The organism is Pseudarthrobacter sp. TE3704, assembly GCF_056279405.1.
Map to the genome: position 1 here is coordinate 41,573 of NZ_JBWCCJ010000011.1, position 19,694 is coordinate 61,266.

Sequence of the window (19,694 nt, forward strand, 5' to 3'; positions counted from 1 at the left end):
AGGGCGCTACCGCGCCGACCCCGAACCGAAAACTTCTGCACTAGAACAGCGAAGCATTGCCTGCAGCTGAAGTTTTCGCCCCGTCGCCGGTTCCCCAAGTTGCACTCCGGCCCCTCAACCCAGCGAAGGGTCCCCTACCAGAACGACACACACAACCAACAACCGCAAAAAACACAGCAACAAAATGGGTGAAGGGAAACACGGGATCATGGAAAAGCTCACGATCACAACACCATCAGATGTCCTCAGCTTCGTCGGGCATACCCTGGGCTTCTGGCCCCAGGAAAGCCTCGTCTGCATCACCCTGAACGAGAACAGCATCGGCGCGACCCTGCGCATCGACCTCCCCCGCCAACCAGGCCAGGAACTCCCCTACGCACGCACCGTCGCCCACTACCTCACCAGCGACACCACCGCCACATCCATCCTCTTCGCCGTCTACACCAGCGAACCCACCCAGCCAGGGCAGGCCAAACCCTACGCCGGCACCATAGCCGCTCTCACCGGGGTCCTCGCCGAACAGGGCATCACGATCCGGGACGGACTGTTCGTCGGCGACGAAACCTTCGCCCCATACGACGGCGAACCCGGCACCAGCCTTGCCCTGCCCGTCAACTCCACCCAGACAAGCGCCATCAACGCCGAATTCATCTACCGCGGCAGCTTTATCGAACCCACCGACCGCATCACCCTCCCAACCACCGGTCAGGAAGCCGCCAAAGCGGCCGCCGTCGAACACCACATGGAAACCATCCGAACCCAACCAACCGGCGCCGCGCTCCAGCAAGGCCGGAAACTCTGGGCAGACATGCTCGACTCCGAAACCTTCCCCAGCGACGACGACTGCCACGCACTCGTCGCAAACCTGCAGTTCCCATCGATCCGCGACCGGCTCATCGCAGACATCCCAGGGGTGGACGAGCCCATGCAGCAGATCCTGTTCGCCCAAACCGAACAGGCCCCGAAGTGGTCACGTATCGAGTGGGCCCAGCAACTGCTCCTGCACGCCTACACCCGTACCAGCGCCGAGCACGCAGCCCCGGTCCTCACGACCATTGGCTACATCAACTGGTGGGAAGGCAGAGGCAGCAAAGCACACCAATTCCTCCAACTCGCACTCGACACCGACCCCGCCTACCGCCTCGCCCGCCTAAGTGACCAAATGATCGGCTCCGGCCTCGTCGCCGGCTGGAACATGAACAAAGACACCGCCTACAAAACACTGCCCTTCGACCTGCCGTGAAGCACTTGTATCCGAACCAGCAGGTTGACCGAATCCATTATCGGCGTTCGGTCAGGAGCTTCATTAGACGACAGGATCATGTGATGCGGAGAGCCAACCCAGCTACCTAAACTGCTAGTCCAGGACTCTAGGTGCCAAGACAGACCCGAGACATGGGTAGGAGCCGGCAAGTTCCTGCGGTTAGGGCACATGCCAACATCTCACCTTCTCCGGCAGCACCACCGGTTCCCGCGCATATTCTTGTAGAAGCAATACCCTGATCCGAAGGAGCTTCGTGCCCGAACCCACACGCCCCTTGCGCAAGCTTGGATTCCTCACTATCGGCCTGTTCGATCCGGCTGATCCCGCCGCGGGCCATCACTCCACCTTGGAAGTCATCGAACGAGGCGAGCGGCTTGGATTCGACAGTGCCTGGCTTCGCCACCGCCATCTGCAGTTCGGGATCTCCTCCCCCATCGCGGTGATGGCCGCAGCCAGCCAACGTACCTCCCGGATCGAGTTGGGAACCGCGGTGACCCCGCTGGGCTGGGAAAACCCCTTGCGTCTGGCCGAAGACTTGGCGACCGTGGACCTGCTCGCCGGGGGACGAATCAATCCCGGGCTGAGTGTGGGGGAACCGATGCACTACGACACAGTGAAGCACGAGCTGTACCCGGATACCTCAGAGCTGGAGGAATTCAGCTACGCCCGCGTGGACCGCCTTGCACGTCTGATCGCAGGGGAAAAGGTGCGGGACTTTTCGGGCAGGCAGGGTGTGGTCGAGGAATTCTCCAACCGCGTCGAGCCGCACTCCCCCGGCCTGCGGGACCGGCTTTGGTACGGGGCAGGCAGCACGAAGTCAGCTGTCTGGGCCGGAGCGAACGGTTTCAATCTGCTCTCCAGCAGTGTGGTCTTCCCCGAACCGGATCAGGAACCGGACTTTGCCCAGGTCCAGCAATCGCAGATCCGTGCCTTCCGTGAAGCCGCCGCAACATCGGCGCGGGCGCATGGACCGGCACGGGTGTCGCAGGGCTTGGTAGTGATCCCCACCGACTCAGCGTCCCCGGGACAGCGGGAGAAGTACCAGCGGTACGTCGATCAACGTACTCCCCGCACGCGGGCGCCGCAGGGACCCAAAGGCATGTTGTTCGCCCCGGACCTCATCGGCACCAGCGATGTCATCGCCGAGCAGCTGTACGCACACGCTGGATTCCAGGACGTCGACGAAGTGGCGTTCGCACTCCCCTTCAGCTTCGACCACGAGGACTACATCCAGATCCTCACCGACATCGCCGGCAAACTCGGTCCCGCCCTGGGATGGACTCCCGCCGAGGCTCGGCAAAACCCGCAGTAAACGGGCCCCGCTCAAAGGATCATGGCACCCGCCCGAAGAGGCGGAGTGGCTTTATGAGACTTGCCGCTCAGCATTCAGCCGGCTGGCCCCCAGGAGGGAAAATTGATTCTTTGGGGTCCATCCACAACGACGTTGACTCGCCCGCCGCGGGAGACGGTACAGATTCGGTCGATGCTGGCCTCTACGTCGAAGCAGCCGCTGAGCATCTGGCGACCGTCTGGTGACCACACTGCCTTGAAGAATTTCAGCCGGGTTGTTTCATGCTGAAGGATACGCAGGCCGCTCCCGTCCGGCCGTACGGCGAGAATTGAACCAGAACCTGTAGCTGCAATATGTCTGGGCCCCACCGTAGTAAGCGCGAACGTCACTCACGAGATGCTTCGAAGCGGTAGAAATCGCCCTCCCGCTCAAGCGCTGATAGCTGTCCCGAAGTCATGCCGCTGAATCGTTTGGAACCGATGGACAAGCAAAAGGCACATGGCTGCTTGTCATTCTGATATGTCCCATGATCGCTGGGCGGGGACCTCCGCGCAACCAGGGCGCTACCGCGCCGACCCCGAACCGAAAACTTCTGCACCAGAACAGCGAAGCATTGCCTGCAGCTGAAGTTTTCGCCCCGTAGCCGGTTCCCCAAGTTGCGCTCCGGCCCCTCAACCCAGCGAAGGCTCCCCTACCAGAACGACACACACAACCAACAACCGCAAAAAACACAGCAACAAAATGGGCGAAGGGACCAGCCGTGGACGGATCAGAGTTGCCTACCAGTCGGCCGGGTGATCCGCAGGCATCGGTCTGCCCCGCCGAGGCAGTTGACGGAATATCCATTGTCGGCCCTTTAAGAGGGCAAAGGAAGGAGTTGCGATAACTCCCGTTCAAGCACTGTCGCTGCTTTTCTGACTTGGGGGCTTGGAGCTTGGAAGGCAAAAGCGCGGGCTACAGTTTGCTGATGGAGGTCCTCAAGTAGTGGTTCTGGAGTTGGAGTTGTTCCTCCAACGAACAGATGTTTCTGAGGCGGGCTCTGGTCTGTTCCATGAGGACGAGGCCTAGGAAAACGGATACTGCAGCGCTTGTCAGGAAGTATCCGTAGCACCCGGGTAGCAGCGCAGCGGCGTAAACATTGCTCCCAGCGAAAATCAGTATGATTGCTGGAAGAGCAGTGAGTACTCTTTCCAGACCGCGCCGCCGCTCGACCAGTTCCGTTGTCCAGTCCCTGAAGAGACTGGCAAGGGGAAGCATCCCTGTCCTGACGGCATACCGAAAACAGCGCATTTGGTCTTCCGACAGCGCAGAGGCAGGCTTCACAATCGGTGAGGGAACCAGAACGAAAAAGACCAATCCGCAGAAGAGTGGCAGGTTCCCCCACATCAGATCCCAGTACGCAGTTCCGGGCCGCGCATCTGCCTGCCACGCCAGCCACAGGGGAACCAGGAAGACGAGAGCCGGCAACAACCGGCGTCGGCACTCCGGCCGCATACCGGTTGTCACTCGTCACCATCATGGTCTCGCGGCGCCGAACTAAGGCACACGCCTTCCCAGTCGCCGTACATTCTGCGATCATGCCCGGCATACGAGACTAACCAGACAATTATTGTGTCAGGCGACTTAGCGTCAATTTTGGTTTTCTCGACGTGCCCGTCGGGGTACTGGACGTCCACATCGTCTCCGACGCGAAGTTCCGACCAATTTTGGGTGGCATACTGCGTCTCAAGATGGGACTGGCTGCTTCTCGTGTGGCTCATTGTGCCCACTTCCTCGTCCGCCGGCAGGAACGCTTGGTGTCTTCCGGTCAGGGCGGAGAGGTAAGAGATTCGAGCGTGGCCCGTGCCCCGCCCTCGTGGAGTTTGTTCAGCGCTTCGGTGTAGGCCTGGACGAAGAGCTCGTTGTCGATCAGGTCTCCAAAGATTTGTCGGTTGGAGATGAACGCCAGGGGTTCCTTGCGCTGGCGGGCAGCCGCTGCCATCAGCGGTATTTTAAGCCGGTCGACGACGTCGATGGTGTTTCCCTGCTCGTCAACCCCTTCGGCGTAGCGGGCCCAGCTGGCCACTATCGCGGCCGAGCGGTGTATGTCCCCGCTCCGTTCCAGGTTTGTGTTGATCACAGGCAGCAGCCATTTTGGGATGCGATCGGAACTTTCGGCGCACAGACGGGCGAGGGTGTCCCGAATATGCTCATTGGAAAAACGGTCAATAAGGGTTTGCTTGTAGCTGTCGAGGTCTATTCCCGGCACGGGCTCCAGGGTCGGAGTTGCTTCCTTGTCCATGTAGTCCAGCAGGAAGCGGGCAAACAACGCCTCTTGGGCGGCCTCGTGGGCGAAGGTGTAGCCGGCAAGGTGGCCGAAGTAGCACATGCCTTGGTGGCTGGCGTTGAGCAGGCGGAGTTTCATGAGCTCGTAGGGTTCTACGTCGGCCACCAGTTGGACACCGGCATCCTCCAACGGGGGCCGGCCGAGACTGAAATGGTCCTCGAGAACCCATTGTTCAAACGGTTCACAGACGACCGGCCAGGCGTCCTCGACACCATATTCGAGTGATGCGGCCTGCCGGTCCTCGTCGGTGGTGGCGGGAGTGATGCGGTCAACCATGCTGTTGGGGAATGGGACATTCCGCTGTACCCACACGCCAAGTTCCGGGTCTTTGAGGGCAGCAAAGGCGGTAAACATCTCGCGGGCAACGTTGCCGTTGCCCTGGATGTTGTCGCAGGACATCACGGTGAAGGGGGCAAGTCCACGCTGCCTTCGGCGGGCGAGGGCTGCTGTGATGAGACCGAAGGTCGTCCGGGGCACGGCTCCCGGTTGAAGGTCATGGACCACGTCGGGGTTGTCCGCGTCGAATTCTCCTGTGACGTGGTGGAAGTTGTAGCCGCCTTCGGTCACGGTCAGCGAAACGATGCGGATGGCGGGCGAGGCCATCTTCTCAATCACTGCTTCCGGGTCGTCCGGGGCGAAGAGGTAGTCGATGATGGAACCAATAATCCTGCCATGTCTGATGCCGTCGGCATGCTTCACGGTGAGAGTGTAAAGGCAGTCCTGGCTGTCCATGACCTTCTTCATGTGAACATCGCCGGACAGGACCCCTACTCCACAAATGGCCCAGTCAAGAGCTTTTCCGGCATTCATGAGCCGGTCCAGGTACATGGCCTGATGCGCGCGGTGAAAACCGCCGACTCCGAAGTGGACAATGCCCTCTGTCAGTTTTGACCTGTCATATGCAGGTTGGCTGACCGGGCCGGGAACATCGTGCAGGGTGTAGTTTTTCAGGGGTTGCATGGGTGCCTACGCTTCGAGGAAGGACGACGGGATTGCCAGCGGCCCCAGCTCGGGCGGTCCCGGTGGGTTGGCGCCCGCCCGGGAGCAGGTAATGCCCGCTGCTTTGTTCGCGTAGCGGGCCAGGGCATGGAGCTGGTCCTGGCTCATCCTCTGGAGTCGCTCCCGGCCTGCTGCGCCGAGTGCGTCCAGCTGCGCCAGCCCGGAAATCAGCGCGGCCATGAAGGAGTCTCCTGCTCCGACGGTGTCTGCTACCGTGACCGTTTCGCCGGGGACGTCCACCCTTCCGGACCGGCTGAGGAGGACGGGTCCGTTGGCGCCGCGGGTCAATGCCACCAGGGCTGGCCCCAGAGCCAGCCATGCGTTCATCGATTCCTCCAGAGTCCTGTCGGGGTAAAGCCAGAGCAAGTCCTCGTCGCTGGCCTTGACGATGTCGCTGGCGGCAACAAAGTCCTCTGCCTGTTTCCTGGCGGCTGCTTTGTCCGGGCTGATTGCCGGCCTGCAGTTGGGGTCGAAGCTGATGGTGGCGTGATGGCGGGCACCGTCGATCAGGCCCATCACCGATTTGCTGCCCGGAGGCAGAACCGTGGCGATGGATCCGGTGTGCACGTGCAGGGAGCTTTCCGCGGCGGCCAAGGCTGGGATTGAGGCCCCGTTGATGTCCCAGCTGATGGCGAAGGTGTACCGGGCGGCTCCAGTGCTATCTAAGGTCGCCACGGCTGTTGAGGTGGGTTGGGATCCCCCGACGATGGTCTCGACACCGTTGTTCTCCAGGTGCCGGGCGATCAACTGGCCGTACGGATCCTCGGCGAAGTGAGTGACGAGTTTGGTGCGAAGGCCCAGCCGGGCGCAGCCGACGGCCACATTCAGGGGGCTGCCGCCCGGGTGCGTCTTTCGTCCTGTGCTCCCTTGGCGTGGGTCTTCGATGATGTCGACGAGTGCTTCCCCGATGACAGTGACCAGGGCTTTGCTGTCGGAGAGATTCGGTTCCGTGCCGGTCCCTTGTGATGACATGGCTGCTTCCTCGCAGGTCGGTGCTTGATGTGGCGGGGTACTGCTTTTGGGCTACCGGTTCAGCGGCCCGGGTAGACGACGGCTTTGAGCTGGCCGGGCTGCTTGCCGGCTTTGAGTGCCTCCTCGGACTCAGACAGTCTGAATCTGCCGGTGACCAGGATGTCGAGGTCCACTTTCCCGTCGGCGATGAGCTGGATGGCCAGGGGCCAGGTGTTGGTGTAGCGGAAGACGCCGGAGAGCCAGATCTCCCGGTTCTGGATGAACGAGACGGGAAGTTCGACGTCGTCGGCCCCCAACCCTACGAGGATGACCCTGCCGGCCGGGGCCACGGCCTTGATGCCCGAGCGGACTGCCTGGGGTGCGCCGGAGGCGTCGATGAACGCGTCGACGTCGAGCCCTTCCACCGTGTCGGTCCTGGCGTTGAGTGCGTGGGTGGCGCCGTGTTCGAGGGCGAAGGCGAGCCGGTCTTCGGCGATGTCGCTGATGTAGATTTCGGTGGCGCCGAAGGCACGTGCGGCCTGGGCGGCGATGATGCCGATGGGCCCGGCGCCGGCGATCAGGACCCGGCTGCCGGGCCTGATCTCCGCCCGCTCGCAGGCCCACAGGCCCACGGAGAGCGGTTCGATCAGGGCGGCGGCTTCGTCGCTGACGCTGTCCGGGATGTCGTAGGCGAAGTCGGACTGGATGGTGACGTATTCGGCGAAGGCGCCGTCGATCGGCGGGGTGGCGTAGAACTCGATGTCCGGGCAGAGGTTGTAGCGGCCGGCTTTGCACTGCTTGCACTTCCGGCAGGGGCGCTGGGGCTCGACGGCGACGCGCTTGCCGATGCGGGCGGGGTCCACGGCGCTGCCGACGGCGGCGATCCGGCCGGAGAGTTCATGGCCCAGGATCAGCGGGTGGTCCACCACGTACGGGCCGATCCGGCCGTGCTCGTAGTAGTGGACGTCGCTGCCGCAGACGCCGACGGCGGCAACCTGCACCAGGACCTGGTCGGCGTCGAGCTGCGGGAGGGGCAGGGTTTCCATGGCCATGTCGCCCTGGCTCTTGAGGATATTGGCGCGCATCGTGGCGGGCAGTCCGGAACCGGTGGCAGGTGATTGTGCGGTTGTTGTTGTCATCGAAGTTGTTCCTTGAACGAGTGTGATGGGGACCGGAGGGTTATTTCACGGCGCCGAGGGACAGACCCTGGACCAGCTTGTCCTGGGCGGCAAAACCCGCGAACAGCACCGGCAGGGAGATCACGACGGCGGCCGCGCAGACCTGGGCGAGGAAGAGGCCCTGGCCGGAGACGAAGCCGGTGAGGAACACCGGGGCGGTGCCTGCAACCACGCCGGTGAGGACGCGGGCCAAAAGCAGTTCGTTCCAGCTGAAGATGAAGCAGATCAGGGCGGTAGCGGCGATGCCGGGCATCGCCACGGGGGCGATGATCTTGCGCAGGATGAGCAGCAGGTTGGCGCCGTCGATTTGGGCGGCTTCCAGCATTTCCTCGGGCACTTCGGCGAGGAAGGAGCGCATCATCCACACGGCGATGGGCAGGTTCATGGACGTGTACATCAGGATCAGGAACCAGATGTTGTCCAGGGCACCGACGGTCCGGGCGAAGAGGTACAGCGGCAGGATCGCCGCGACCACGGGCATCATTTTGGTGGAGAGGAAGAAAAACATCACATCGGTCCACTTCTTCACCGGCCGGATGGACAGCGCGTACGCGGCCGGGAAGGCAAGGAGCAGCACCAGGACCGTGGACAGGATCGAGGCGGTGGCGGAGTTGACCAGCGATGGCCACGGGCTGACGCCGGAGGTTTCGCCGAAGAACTCCCGGTACGCGTCCAGGGTCAGGTTCGCGGCGATCGAGGGCGGGTTCGTTGCGGCGTCGGTCTCGGAGTGGAACGAGGTCAGGATCATCCACAGGACCGGGACGGCGAAGAGCAGCGCGAGCAGCCAGGCGGCGATGCCGGCGGCGGTGTTGTTGCGGGTGGGGTCCATGCGTGCCTTGCCGCGACGACGTGGAGTGCGGCCGGTGTTCAGCGCGGTGGGGCCGGGAGGTGTGTTCTGCGGTGCAGCGGGGGTGAGGGTGCTCATCGTGCTGCCTCCTTCTTGAAGAGTGAAAAGACGGTGCGGAGTGCGAAGGTAGCCACGATGATGGTGCCGATGACTACGACGACGCCGGCGGCCGATGCCAGGCCGTATTCGTTGGCGAAGTAGAACGTCTGGTAGATCGCGTAGGGCAGGTTGGCTGTGCCCAGTCCGCCTGCTGTCAGGGTGAAGACGGCGTCGAAGTTCTGCACGATGTAGATCGCGCCCAGGAGTCCGCCGAGCTCCAGGTACTGGCGCAGGTGGGGCAGCGTCAGGTGGCGGAAGATCCCCCAGGGGGTTGCGCCGTCCATCTGGGCGGCCTCGACGGTGTCCATGGGGCGGGACTGCAGGCCGGCCAGCAGGATGAGCATCATGAACGGCGTCCACTGCCACACCAGGGAGAGGATCACGGCCATCATGGGTGCCTGCGAGAGCAGGTCCAGTTGCGGCGCCGGGGCGCTGCCGAAGAGGGACCATACCCAGGTGAGGACGCCGTTGATCAGCCCGTAAGTGGGGTTGAGCAGGGCGTGCTTCCAGATCAGGGCCGCTGCCACGGGAACCACCAGGAACGGGGCGATCAGCAGGGTCCGGGCCAGGCCTCGGCCGATGAACTTCTTGTCCAGCAGCAGGGCCAGTCCCAGGCCGATGAGCAGGCTGATCAGCACCACGGACACGGTGAGGAGGATGGTGGTGAAGATCGCCTGCCGCAGGTCAGGGTCGGTAAGGACGGTGACGTAGTTTTCCAGGCCGGCGAAGGCGGTCTTGTCCGGGCTGAGGCTGTTCCAGTTCATGAACGAGATGACCAGCGTCACCACGAACGGAAGCTGGGTGACCAGGATGAGGAAGACCAGGGCCGGGAGCAGCGGTGCACGCCGTGCCCAGGCCAGGGCTCGTTCGCGCGACTTGGCGTCTCGTGAAGGTTTGGCTGCATTGTGTCCCGTGCGGGAGATGCGCGCCGTTGCGGTAGTCATGATGTTCTCCTGCGTTTCGGTTAGGGCTGCTTGTACTTGTTGCCGACCTTTTGGGCGGCTTCCTGGCCCTTAGCCAGCGCGTCAGCCACACTGCCTTGGCCGGCGATGGCGGAACTGACGCCCTGGGAGACGTTGGTGCCCAGGGCAGCGAATTCGGGGATGCCGACAAACTGAATGCCGACGGCGGGGCGTTCCTGCGCACCGGGGTTCTTCGGGTCGGCGTTCTCGATGGCGAAGCGTTCAGCTTCAAAGAACGGTGCGGCCTTCTGGAACTCGGCGTTTTCGTAGGTGGAGATGCGCTTGCCGGAGGGGACCTTGGCCCAGCCAAGCTCGGAGGCGACGAGTTCCTCGTAGTCCTTGGAGCTGGCCCAGGTGATGAACTTCTCGGCAGCGTCCTGTTTCTTGGACGCGGCCTGCATGGCCCAGGACCAGGTCCACAGCCAGCCGGAAGAGGCGGTTTCCTTCACCGGTGCCTGGGCGTAGCCGATCTTGCCCTTCACCGGGGAATCTTCGGCTTCCAAGGCGCCGGCGGCGGAGGTCGCGTCGTACCACATGGCCACGTTGCCCTGGCTCATGTTGTTCAGGCACTCGGTGAATCCGGCTTGCGCGGCTCCTGCTTCGCCGTGTTCGCGGACCAGTTTGGTGTAAAACTCCACGGCTTCGGTGAACTCCGGGGAGTTGACCTGGGCGTTCCAGTCTTTGTCGAACCAGGTCCCGCCGAAGGTGTTCACGACGGTGGTCAGCGGTGCGAAGACCTGGCCCCAGCCGGGCTGGCCGCGGAGGCAAATGCCCTTCATGCCCGGTTCCGCGCCGTCGACCTTTGCGGCGATGTCAGCGACTTCGTCCCAGGTCGGCTTCGCCGGCAGGGTCAGGCCCTTGGCTTCCAGGATGTCCCTGCGGTACATCAGGAACGAAGACTCCCCGTAGAACGGTTCGCCGTAGAGCTTGCCGTCCTCGCCGGTGAGGGATGCCGTGTAGGCGGGCAGGATGTCGTTTTGGTCAAACTCCGGGTCCTGGGCAACGTCATCCAGCGGGGCGAGCCAGCCGTTGGCGGAATAGAACGGGATCTCGTAGTTGGACAGTGAAGCGACGTCGTACTGGCCGGCCTGGCTGGAGAACTCCTGGCTGATCTTGGCCCGCACGTCGTTCTCGGGCAGGATCGTGTAGTTGACCCTGATCCCGGTTTCCTGGGTGAAGTTCTCTGCCGTGAGCCGCTGCAGATCCTCCATCTGGGGGTTGTTAACCATCAGGACACTGATGCTGTTCGGGTCACCGGCGGAATTGCCACCGCCGGCTCCCGCACAGGCCGAGGCACTCAGCGCGACACACAAAGCGCCGGCGGCCAGGGTCGCAGCACGCATATTCGGGCGCATTAAGGACTCCTTTGTTCTTCAAGAGGTTGCATGGTCACCGCACCGCGACTGCCGTGTCGGGGTACCGGACCGGGGCGAGGGCTTGGACCGGAAATTCCGGTGTAGCTCGCTGCTGTTACTCAAGATTAGGCGGGGGCTGTGCGTCACAACTAGCGCCCTGGTTGCCAGTTTCTGATACTTATTTTCTCCTGGCCCCACGCTACGGGCCGCTATTCTGGGATCAGGACAAGGAAAGCAGTCCAGAGTTCATAAACCCCAATCCCATGGAGAAACCACAATGACTGCCGCCGACACTGCCGACGGAGCCACGGCGAGGCTGGCCGAACGCCTGCTGGGAATGCGGGCCAACCGGGAGGTCATCCCGCCTGACCCCAACCACTCTGTCCGGTGGCACCAGCACAGCTATCCCAGCCCCGTGGCGCGCTGGAACTACCACCCCGAGTACGAGATCCACCTCATCCGCAAGGGCACCGGAAGATTCATTGTCGGTGACCACATCGGCACCTTCGAGGCCGGCCACGTTGCCCTGGTAGGGTCGGGACTTCCACACGACTGGGTCAGTGACCTCGAGCCCGGTGAAGTGCTGGAAAACCGGGACGCGGTGATCCAGTTCGACGGGAAATGGCTGGAGCAGACTGCCGCCCTGGTGCCCGAGATGGTCGAGGTGCAGCCGTTGCTGGAGCAGTCGCAGCGGGGCATTGAGTTCCTGGGACGCTCAGCTGAGGCGGCAGCGGCAGCAATCGAGGCCATGGGCGCCACCACCGGGCTCGCCCGCCTCCAGCACCTGTTTGCGCTCTTCGGGATCCTGGCCCGCGCACCGGACGAGGAGCGACGCTACCTCGCCGAGGAATGGTTCAGGCCCCAGCTGGACAGCCAAGCCGCCGCCGTCGTCGATATCGTCCTGGAATATGTTTTCAGCAATCACGCCGGCAGCGTCAGGATGTCCGAGGCGGCCGCCCTGGTAGGCATGCCGGAACCTACCTTTTCCAAATACTTCAAGCGCGCCACCGGCCAGAATTTCAGCGACCTACTCCGCAAGCTGCGCCTGGCACACGCACGACGTTTACTCGAGCGCACAGAGAAGCCCATCTCGGAGATCTGCTACGAGGTCGGCTTTGCAAACCTCTCCAACTTCAACCGGCATTTCCTGCACGACGCCGGGGAAACCCCGCGGACCTACCGCCGGCGCGTCCAGAACCCCTAGTCAGCGCCGCCGTGCTTATGGCGGCGCCGCGTCCTTTCAGTTGAGCGCAGCCCCTGTGCGCTGTGCGTAGGCGTCCAGCAGAAGGTCCTGCGCTGTGGAACCCACGGCATCTGATGAGGTGCGGGCATTACGCTCCGCTAGTTCAGGCCGCTAGGGGTGCCCTGCCAGTCCCACCCCTAGATAGAGACTCCCTTGTTCTGCCACACCCGGTATCTACTGGATAAGACACACAACAACAAAGTCCCGGGAGGGAACCACAGCATGACAATGCAGCAAGACGGCTACACCTTTGTTCTCTCTGATGAGGTCAGCCGTACGCCCGTCCGCTACAAGAACCGCTACGGCATCGAGATCGCCGCTGACGTGTACAGGGCGAAAAACCTCGATGAATCCGTCGCGCATCCAGCCGTCGTCATCGGCCCGCCACACGGCGGGGTAAAGGAACAGGGACCCGGGGTCTACGCGCAGGAACTGGCCCGTCGCGGCTTCGTGGCGCTCGGTTTCGATCCGTCCTACAACGGTGAAAGCTCCGGTGAACCGCGCCACATCACTTCTCCGGAGCTTTTTGCGGAGGATTTCAGTGCAGGAGTCGACTATCTTGGCACTTTGCCCTACGTCAACCGCGAGCGAATCGGTGCCATCGGTATCTGTGGCAGCGGCGGCTTTGCCCTGAGCGCTGCCCAGGTGGACACCCGCATCCGGGCGGTAGCGACCTCGGCCATGTACGACATCAGCGGCGTACAACGCAACGGATGGCTCAATAGCAGCAGCCCCGAAGACCGCCAAAAAACGCTGGAATCCCTCGCCGCCCAGCGCTGGGCAGATGTGGACGCAGGCGAGCCCGCCCTGTCCCCGATTTTCCCTTCAGAGACGCCGTCCGAAGGCCTCGACCCCATTACCCGGGAGTTCTTCGAGTACTACGTCGAAGAACGCGGGCACCATCCGCGGTCCATTGGCGGGTTTACCATCACCAGTGGAGCGGCGCACATCAACTTCGGCGAACTCCGACATATCGCCGAGATCGCACCCCGGCCAATCCTGCTTATCACCGGCGAGAACGCGCACTCCCGTTGGTTCAGCGATGCCATCATCGAGAAGGCGACTGGCCCGAAGGAGCTCATCGTTGTTCCCGGAGCCCGGCACATCGACCTCTACGACCGCACCAACTTAATCCCCTTCGACAGGCTTGAGAAGTTCTTCAGCGAAAACCTCCGCGGCTAACAACCCCCAACCCGGGCATCCCCCTGCCATGACGAGGAACCCGGCGTCAATGCCGGGTTCCTCGTCGTTCAGGCCAATGCGCGGGTACTGTCGAATCAGAAAAGCAAGAAGGACTCCCCCATCCACCTGCCATGGAACAAGATCAAAACATTCCGCCTCGCCGCCCAAAGGTAGCGTTGCAGGCGGTCGGAAAGACTCCCCTTGCGGACGTCCGATGAGCCTCGACCCGTGGGCTGCCCGCCCAGCCGGGAGGGGAGTTCGCATTTACATCGAGGCATTGGCCCAAGCATGCTCCCTGAGGAGCCGTTGAAGACTTTGTCGATACCCAGCCGCAAGGTCACTCCCCAGTCAGCTCCACGCTGTGGATGCGGTCGTCGTCGGGACCGGGCGTACCTCGGCCGTCGGTGTTGTTCGTGACGAACCATAGCCTCCCGTCCGGAGCCTCCGTGACATCGCGGAGGCGTCCGAATTCGCGGCTGTGGTAGGTGGTCGAGGTGGAGGGGTCGGCAACGGGCACGGCCCGGAGGACCTGTCCGCGCAGGTTGGCGATGAACAGGGTCCCGTCAATGTGTGTCATGCCGCTGGGGCTGGCCTCGGAGGGCTCCCACTGCTGCACCGGGTCGGTGAATTCCCCTGTCGCCCCTATTCCTTCCACGGCCGGCCAGCCGTAGTTGGCCCCTGGGGTGATGATGTTCAGCTCGTCCCAGGTGTTCTGCCCGAACTCGGTGGCGAACATGGTGCCGTCCTCCGCCCAAGCCAGGCCCTGGGGGTTGCGGTGTCCGTAACTGTAGACGAGCGAATCCGGGAAGGGGTTGTCGGCGGGGACGCCGCCGTCGGGGGTCATCCTCAGGATCTTCCCGTTCAGGGAATCCAGGTCCTGGGCACTGCCGCGCCGGCCCGCATCACCGATCGTTACGTAGAGCATGCCGTCCGGCCCGAAGGCGATCCGGCCGCCGTCGTGATAGCTCGCCGACGCAATCCCGTCGAGGAGCGCTTCAGGCTCCCCCAGTGCCAAGGACCCTGGGTCTCCAGCGACGTCGAAGCGCTGGAGCCTGTTTCCGTCCGCCCCGGTGGAGTACGCGTACAGGCGGCCTTGGCTGTCAACAGCCAGGCCCAAAAGCCCGCCTTCCCCGACGCCGGCCACACCGGGAATGTCGCCAATGGTGCGTGTGGCGCCGTCAGGGCTGAGCTCGAGGATCCGCCCGCTGTCCCGCTCGCTGACCAGCGGGGTGCCGTTGCGGAACACCAAGGACCACGGAGCCTCCAGCCCGGCGGCCACTACCTGGGGCGTGCCGGCCGGGGTGGCGTTCCCCGGCGTCGTTGAGGTCCCCGCTGAGGGCGGGGCGGGGGACGGAACAGCCGACGCAACCGGCGGCGGGGATGCTGGCGGGGTGGTGGTCGGCGGGGTGGCTGCGCAGGCGGCCAACATCAGGCCCGCTCCCATAGTGACTGCCAACAGGGCTGGCGTGCGGATAACTTTCAAGGCTTACTCCCGATTAGTAGAGGATGTTTGCTGTGCTGCTGATGCAGGAGCTGCTTTGCTGGCTACGTGGGGAATGCTGTGCGGCGTCCAGCAACAGCGATAACAAGCGCGACGGCGGCCAGGCCCACCACGGCCGCTGGCAGGACCATCCCGCCAAGCCTGCTGATCACCACCGCACCCGCCACCCCCGCGGCGAAAATCGCGAGGTTGAACGCGACGCCGAGCATCGAGTTGGCAACGTCCGCGTTTTCACCGCTGGCAGCGCTGATGGCCGTTTGGAGTTGTGTTGCCGCGCCGCCGAAGGCGATGCCCCACAGGATAATCGCGACGAGGACTGCCAGCAGTGACGCCTGCCCCACGATGAAGATCGCGCCGGCCACAAGGAAGCTGCCGAGGCTGAGCAGGATCAGGCGCCGAAGGCCCTTGTCGATCACGGCGCCGGTGATGGCGATCCCCGCGATGGCGGCCGCGCCGAAGGTTACGAGCGCGACGTCCACGGAGAGATTAAGGTTTGCCCCGCGGAGGTAGGAGCCGATGTAGGTGTACATGATGTTGTGCCCGAGCATCCAGCTGACGATGACGCCGAGGACAACCGCGACGCCCGGGATGGCGAAGACCCGTACGAGGGGTACGCGTGTCCCGGCCTGTTGGCCGGGTGCGTCCGGGACCAGGAAGACGGCCAGCAGCAAGGTGACCGCCGTGAGGATTGCGAGCACGCCGAAGGACCAGCGCCAGTCGAATGCCGTGCCCAGCCAGGACCCGAAGGGAGTTCCCACTGCCAGGCCGACGGGGGTTCCAACTGACGCAACGGACAAGGCGCGGCCGGCCTGGTGCGGAGCTGTGATGCGCCGGGCGTAGCCGGCAGTCATTCCCCACAGCAGGCCGGATAATGCACCGGCCAGGAGCCGCGCTCCGAGGGAGAGGATGATGTCGGTGGAGAATGCCGTGATGAAGTTAGCGGCCAGGAACCCGAGGATCCCGGCAAGGAAGACGGGCTTTCGGGGCAGGCCCCGGGTTAAGGCGATGGCGGGCATTGCCGCTATGACTGTTCCCAGGGCGTAGGCGCTGACAAACTGTCCGGCGGTCCCCTCGGTGACGTGCAGGCCCGAAGCCATCTGCGGCAACAGGCCGGCGGGCATGGTTTCGGTGGCGATCAGAAGGAACCCCATCAGGGCCATGACCAGCAGGGCCGCCCATGGAAAGGACCCGGCTGGGACGGAAGGATCGCTTGCCGGGGCGGGAACCTTTGTTTCTTCGATGATGTTGATGTTTTCGTGGGGCTGGGTGTCGACGGGCGCTTGGCAGGCGCCATCCTCAAGGGTTGCTCGAGTCAAGACTGTTCCGTTCTTTTGTGGAGAATGTTCGGAGTGGCTGTGTCATTCCGCTCAGTTAGCGGGAGCCAGCCTGGCGGTAAAGCTGCTTGTTTGGTCCCGGATCGGCTCGAGGTTATCGAAGGATCCGATCCGCACAATTCCGCGGGAGTACCCGACGTGCTCGTCATAGAGGACGAGGGCTTGGTCGGGCGCGTAGTAGCCGATGGTCAGTGGTTCTGCGCTGTCGCCGGCGGGTACGCCGTCGAGCGAAAGCGGCTCCGGCAGCTCTGCGATCTTTTCCTGGCCGCCGTAGTCCCTGAAGGAGAGCGTCAAGGGAAGCTGCCCGATCAGGGAGCGTGCAGTTGCGTTGCTGGAAAGGGTGCCTGTCACGGTCGCGCCATCGATGTCGATGGTGATCGGGGTGCTGTCTGCCGCACCCGCGGAGGACGGGACAGGTGCAGGTTGCGACGTCGACCCATCGGCCGCCGTAGATGTTTCCGTCGGGGAGGACGTGGGCTCGGTGGTCGATGCCGGGCCGTTCGAGGAGGTGCTGCACCCGGCCAGGGGCAAGGCAAGCACGATGATCGCCGCCAGGGCCCGCTTTTTCAGGCGCATGGGAGGTGGTTCCCCTTCAGTTGGAAAAGTTGTCCATTCCAGCAAAGCAGTTGGTAAAGAAGAGGAGGAGCCCCTGCTGTTACGGGTACTGGGAGGGACCCCTAAATAAGGCAGCCGCCGCCGTCGCCGGGCTGGCGTCGGAGGCGGCAGGTACGGAAAGCAGCCCCGTGCCCTCAGTCGAGAGGCGCCACGAAGGAACGGAAGTCCTTCCCATCGCTGTAGATGCTCCAAAGAGTTTCGGACAGGGCCGCCGGTTCGTGCGCAGGGTCGCCTCCGCCGATGCCCAACGGAATAATGAGCTGCGCTACGTGGATTCCTTCCGGCGCCAGGGCGTCATGGAGCATCTGAGCGTATGCGGATTCGGCGGCGAACGCGGCGGAGGTGCCGGCGTAGTTGTGATTGGGACGGACGGCGCTGGAGCCGTTGATGAACAAGGCGGTTCCGCGGCCAAGTCCCCGCATTCCGGGAAGCACCGCATTGATGGCGGCGGCGGCTCCCAGAGCTGAGAACTCAAGCGCTGAGCGCAGTTCTTCGGGCGTTGTCTCAAGAACGGGCCGGAGATATTCCTTGGACGGCACGGGGCTGTACTGGAGAATCTCGACGGGCCCCAGGTCCTCGGCTGCCTGGGCAAGAGCGGCGGCGAGCCCTTCCTGGTCACGGACATCGGCGGCGTAACCCCGAGCGTTGATACCGGCACCGGCCAGTTCCGCAGCCAGTACATTGACATGTTCCTTGGTGCGGGAAAGAAGGGCAATATTAAAGCCTTCGGCTCCGAAGCGGCGGGCAGAGGCAAGCCCCAGGCCGGGTCCGGCACCAATGATCGCGACAGTAGTTTTCACAGTTTTTCTTTCTTTCGTAGACGTACATCGATTCGGTGCCCCCTTGATGGGGCCAGGGGCCCGGCAGTCAGACGGTGCTGCAGCCCGGCATACCCTGTGGCGCAGGCGTCGTAAATTCCCGTCGACGGCGGCCATCCCATCCGGCAGCGCCGGGGTCGGTCGGAAGTTTTTCAGCTGTCCGTCCGTGTCCTACCGGATGCACCCAGAACGGCATTTCCGTACTCGCTGGCAGCCCACGAGGCGAGCAGCTGCATGCGTTCAGCGGACGGTGACCCGGGCTCTGCGGTGTAGATCGTGAGCGTCAGTCCCGGCTCGGCGGCCATTTCGAGCCCCTCGAAGGCGAGGATCATTTCGCCCACGATGGAGTGGTTGAAGGTTTTGAAACCAGTGCCGTGGTGCCGGACGTTGTGTGCACCCCAGCGGCGGCGGAACTCCTCGCTGCGGGTTCCCAGCTCACCAATAAGGTCATGAAGTTCCTTATTGTGCGGGTCCCGGCCGGCTTCCGTACGCAGGATGGAAACGGTCACCTCCGCGAAGGCATCCCAGTCCGGGTAGAACTCATGGGCACGTTCATCCAGGAACGTGTACCTAGCGAGGTTGGGAGGTTGGCCGGGCATCTCGTAGCAGTCCTTGTAGAACGCCCGCATTAAGGGATTGCCCGCCAGCAGATCCATTCGGCCGTTACGAACGAACGCGGGACCGGCCGTGATCGCATCAAGCGCCCACTGCAGGCTCTGATGCGGCACATAGGACTTGGACGTGCGGCGCCGCGGCGGCCGGGCAGCCGGGCTGGCCGCGTTGGCGAGGTTGAACAAGTGGGCCCGTTCGGCGTCGTCCAGGCACAGGGCTCTGGCTATGCTCGCGAGCACCTGAGGAGAAGCGCCGCTGATCGCGCCGCGCTCCAGGCGCGTGTAATACTCCACGCTCAGACCGGCCAGGGTGGCGACTTCGCTCCGGCGTAGACCCTTCACACGCCGGTTCGCCCCGGCAGGCAAGCCAACCTGCTCCGGGGAAACCTGGGCGCGTCGCGAGATAAGGAAGTCGCGTACTTCCGCTCGGTTTTCCATGCCTTCCACGCTAGGCCACCCGCCGGGGAAGAGGGAGTCCCTCCCAGGGCCTCTATCCGGAGGGCCTCCAGCAGGAGCCGAGGGGTCAGCCCGCGATGATCGGCTCACCAGCGCAGGAACACGTCAACGCGGTAGCGTTCGCGGGCGAGCTCGTTCCGTCGGTGATGATCAGCGGGTTGATGCTGAGGAAGGCGTCCCAATGGCCGGTGCTTCGCATGTGCCTCGTGAGGAGGCCGAGCCAACATAGTTCGCCATGGGGCATGCCGAGCTCGGGGAGGAGTTCACTTCACCCACCGGCCCGGTTGAGGAAACCAGCGAAGCCCGCTAAAGGCCGGATGGTCGAACTCCGCCCCGCCGCCGGCAGGCTCTCCGAACTCCTTGAGGGGTCGGTCTACTAGTCGGGATTCCAGCGACGGTATGGACAGAACCGGGGCCCGCGGGTTCCGGCGGGTTGCGTCCGGAGCGGAGGCTGTCAGGATTCCTGTGCCGAGTACAGCGGTCGACAGGAGGAGTGTCCCTCTGGTGACGTCGGTCATGGTGGAGCTGCTGCTTTCGCTGAAGATGCAAGAGGGCGAAGCGAAAACAGGAATCCCGTCGGGTTTGGGTTCCTTAGATGTTCCGGCCCCTACAAACAGTGCCTGTTGGAACCCGTCACGGCAATCCCCCTCGTCTACGGCCTG

The 19,694-nt window shown here is 63.5% G+C and carries 15 protein-coding genes; 4 read left to right on the top strand and 11 right to left on the bottom strand.

What is annotated here, in order from left to right:
• The first annotated feature begins 208 nt into the window (after positions 1-208).
• Together ACZ9BC_RS21310 and ACZ9BC_RS21315 are read left to right on the top strand one after the other, a co-directional pair.
• Positions 209-1,243, top strand: a complete 1,035-nt coding sequence (locus ACZ9BC_RS21310; protein WP_476247693.1) for a DUF4192 domain-containing protein — start codon at positions 209-211, stop codon at positions 1,241-1,243.
• A 274-nt stretch (positions 1,244-1,517) separates the two neighbouring features.
• Entirely contained in the window at positions 1,518-2,576 is a 1,059-nt protein-coding gene (locus ACZ9BC_RS21315; RefSeq protein ID WP_476247694.1) for an LLM class flavin-dependent oxidoreductase, read from the top strand.
• Between the two features lie 1,786 nt (positions 2,577-4,362).
• On the opposite strand, the gene ACZ9BC_RS21320 is transcribed toward ACZ9BC_RS21315, so the two are convergent.
• Genes ACZ9BC_RS21320 through ACZ9BC_RS21345 form a run of 6 tightly spaced genes read right to left on the bottom strand, consistent with a single transcriptional unit; the run spans position 4,363 to position 11,272 of the window.
• The gene (locus ACZ9BC_RS21320; RefSeq protein WP_476247695.1) at positions 4,363-5,841 is read right to left on the bottom strand and encodes a mannitol dehydrogenase family protein; all 1,479 of its coding nucleotides are present in this window, start codon (positions 5,839-5,841) and stop codon (positions 4,363-4,365) included.
• Positions 5,842-5,847: 6 nt separating this feature from the next.
• Positions 5,848-6,852: a carbohydrate kinase family protein gene (locus ACZ9BC_RS21325; protein WP_476247696.1), complete on the bottom strand. Its 1,005-nt coding sequence runs from the start codon at positions 6,850-6,852 to the stop codon at positions 5,848-5,850.
• A gap of 59 nt (positions 6,853-6,911) precedes the next feature.
• Positions 6,912-7,970: an NAD(P)-dependent alcohol dehydrogenase gene (locus tag ACZ9BC_RS21330; RefSeq protein ID WP_476247697.1), complete on the bottom strand. Its 1,059-nt coding sequence runs from the start codon at positions 7,968-7,970 to the stop codon at positions 6,912-6,914.
• Between the two features lie 40 nt (positions 7,971-8,010).
• Complete coding sequence (locus ACZ9BC_RS21335) at positions 8,011-8,934, bottom strand: carbohydrate ABC transporter permease (protein WP_476247698.1); 924 nt, start codon at positions 8,932-8,934, stop codon at positions 8,011-8,013.
• Positions 8,931-9,899, bottom strand: a complete 969-nt coding sequence (locus ACZ9BC_RS21340; RefSeq protein WP_476247699.1) for a carbohydrate ABC transporter permease — start codon at positions 9,897-9,899, stop codon at positions 8,931-8,933. The genes ACZ9BC_RS21335 and ACZ9BC_RS21340 overlap by 4 nt, the downstream gene beginning before the upstream one ends.
• A 20-nt stretch (positions 9,900-9,919) precedes the next feature.
• The gene (locus ACZ9BC_RS21345; protein WP_476247700.1) at positions 9,920-11,272 is read right to left on the bottom strand and encodes an ABC transporter substrate-binding protein; all 1,353 of its coding nucleotides are present in this window, start codon (positions 11,270-11,272) and stop codon (positions 9,920-9,922) included.
• A gap of 277 nt (positions 11,273-11,549) precedes the next feature.
• Here ACZ9BC_RS21345 and ACZ9BC_RS21350 point away from each other — a divergent pair, with 277 nt between their 5' ends.
• Both ACZ9BC_RS21350 and ACZ9BC_RS21355 read left to right on the top strand, forming a co-directional pair.
• Positions 11,550-12,476 (top strand): AraC family transcriptional regulator, encoded by a 927-nt coding sequence (locus tag ACZ9BC_RS21350; protein WP_476247701.1) that lies wholly within the window; start codon positions 11,550-11,552, stop codon positions 12,474-12,476.
• A gap of 261 nt (positions 12,477-12,737) precedes the next feature.
• A complete protein-coding gene (locus tag ACZ9BC_RS21355) occupies positions 12,738-13,697 on the top strand; it encodes an alpha/beta hydrolase (protein WP_476247702.1) in 960 nt (319 codons plus the stop codon).
• Between the two features lie 337 nt (positions 13,698-14,034).
• On the opposite strand, the gene ACZ9BC_RS21360 is transcribed toward ACZ9BC_RS21355, so the two are convergent.
• The 5 genes from ACZ9BC_RS21360 to ACZ9BC_RS21380 all read right to left on the bottom strand — a co-directional run bounded on the left by ACZ9BC_RS21360 (position 14,035) and on the right by ACZ9BC_RS21380 (position 19,014).
• Complete coding sequence (locus ACZ9BC_RS21360) at positions 14,035-15,126, bottom strand: PQQ-dependent sugar dehydrogenase (RefSeq protein WP_476247737.1); 1,092 nt, start codon at positions 15,124-15,126, stop codon at positions 14,035-14,037.
• A gap of 116 nt (positions 15,127-15,242) precedes the next feature.
• Complete coding sequence (locus ACZ9BC_RS21365; RefSeq protein WP_476247703.1) at positions 15,243-16,514, bottom strand: MFS transporter; 1,272 nt, start codon at positions 16,512-16,514, stop codon at positions 15,243-15,245.
• 51 nt (positions 16,515-16,565) lie between these two features.
• A complete protein-coding gene (locus ACZ9BC_RS21370; RefSeq protein ID WP_476247704.1) occupies positions 16,566-17,108 on the bottom strand; it encodes a cyclophilin-like fold protein in 543 nt (180 codons plus the stop codon).
• A 173-nt stretch (positions 17,109-17,281) separates the two neighbouring features.
• Positions 17,282-17,947: an SDR family NAD(P)-dependent oxidoreductase gene (locus ACZ9BC_RS21375; protein ID WP_476247705.1), complete on the bottom strand. Its 666-nt coding sequence runs from the start codon at positions 17,945-17,947 to the stop codon at positions 17,282-17,284.
• A gap of 170 nt (positions 17,948-18,117) precedes the next feature.
• Positions 18,118-19,014, bottom strand: coding sequence for a helix-turn-helix transcriptional regulator (locus ACZ9BC_RS21380; RefSeq protein WP_476247706.1), 897 nt, complete (start codon positions 19,012-19,014; stop codon positions 18,118-18,120).
• Positions 19,015-19,694 lie beyond the last annotated feature (680 nt).

Coding starts and splice junctions, on each gene's coding strand:
- ACZ9BC_RS21360 (WP_476247737.1), bottom strand. CDS start 15,126: ATGTTGGCCGCCTGCGCAGCCACCCCGCCGACCACCACCCCGCCAGCA.
- ACZ9BC_RS21320 (WP_476247695.1), bottom strand. CDS start 5,841: ATGCAACCCCTGAAAAACTACACCCTGCACGATGTTCCCGGCCCGGTC.
- ACZ9BC_RS21330 (WP_476247697.1), bottom strand. CDS start 7,970: ATGACAACAACAACCGCACAATCACCTGCCACCGGTTCCGGACTGCCC.
- ACZ9BC_RS21355 (WP_476247702.1), top strand. CDS start 12,738: ATGACAATGCAGCAAGACGGCTACACCTTTGTTCTCTCTGATGAGGTC.
- ACZ9BC_RS21310 (WP_476247693.1), top strand. CDS start 209: ATGGAAAAGCTCACGATCACAACACCATCAGATGTCCTCAGCTTCGTC.
- ACZ9BC_RS21350 (WP_476247701.1), top strand. CDS start 11,550: ATGACTGCCGCCGACACTGCCGACGGAGCCACGGCGAGGCTGGCCGAA.
- ACZ9BC_RS21370 (WP_476247704.1), bottom strand. CDS start 17,108: ATGCGCCTGAAAAAGCGGGCCCTGGCGGCGATCATCGTGCTTGCCTTG.
- ACZ9BC_RS21345 (WP_476247700.1), bottom strand. CDS start 11,272: ATGCGCCCGAATATGCGTGCTGCGACCCTGGCCGCCGGCGCTTTGTGT.
- ACZ9BC_RS21325 (WP_476247696.1), bottom strand. CDS start 6,852: ATGTCATCACAAGGGACCGGCACGGAACCGAATCTCTCCGACAGCAAA.
- ACZ9BC_RS21340 (WP_476247699.1), bottom strand. CDS start 9,899: ATGACTACCGCAACGGCGCGCATCTCCCGCACGGGACACAATGCAGCC.
- ACZ9BC_RS21380 (WP_476247706.1), bottom strand. CDS start 19,014: ATGGAAAACCGAGCGGAAGTACGCGACTTCCTTATCTCGCGACGCGCC.
- ACZ9BC_RS21335 (WP_476247698.1), bottom strand. CDS start 8,934: ATGAGCACCCTCACCCCCGCTGCACCGCAGAACACACCTCCCGGCCCC.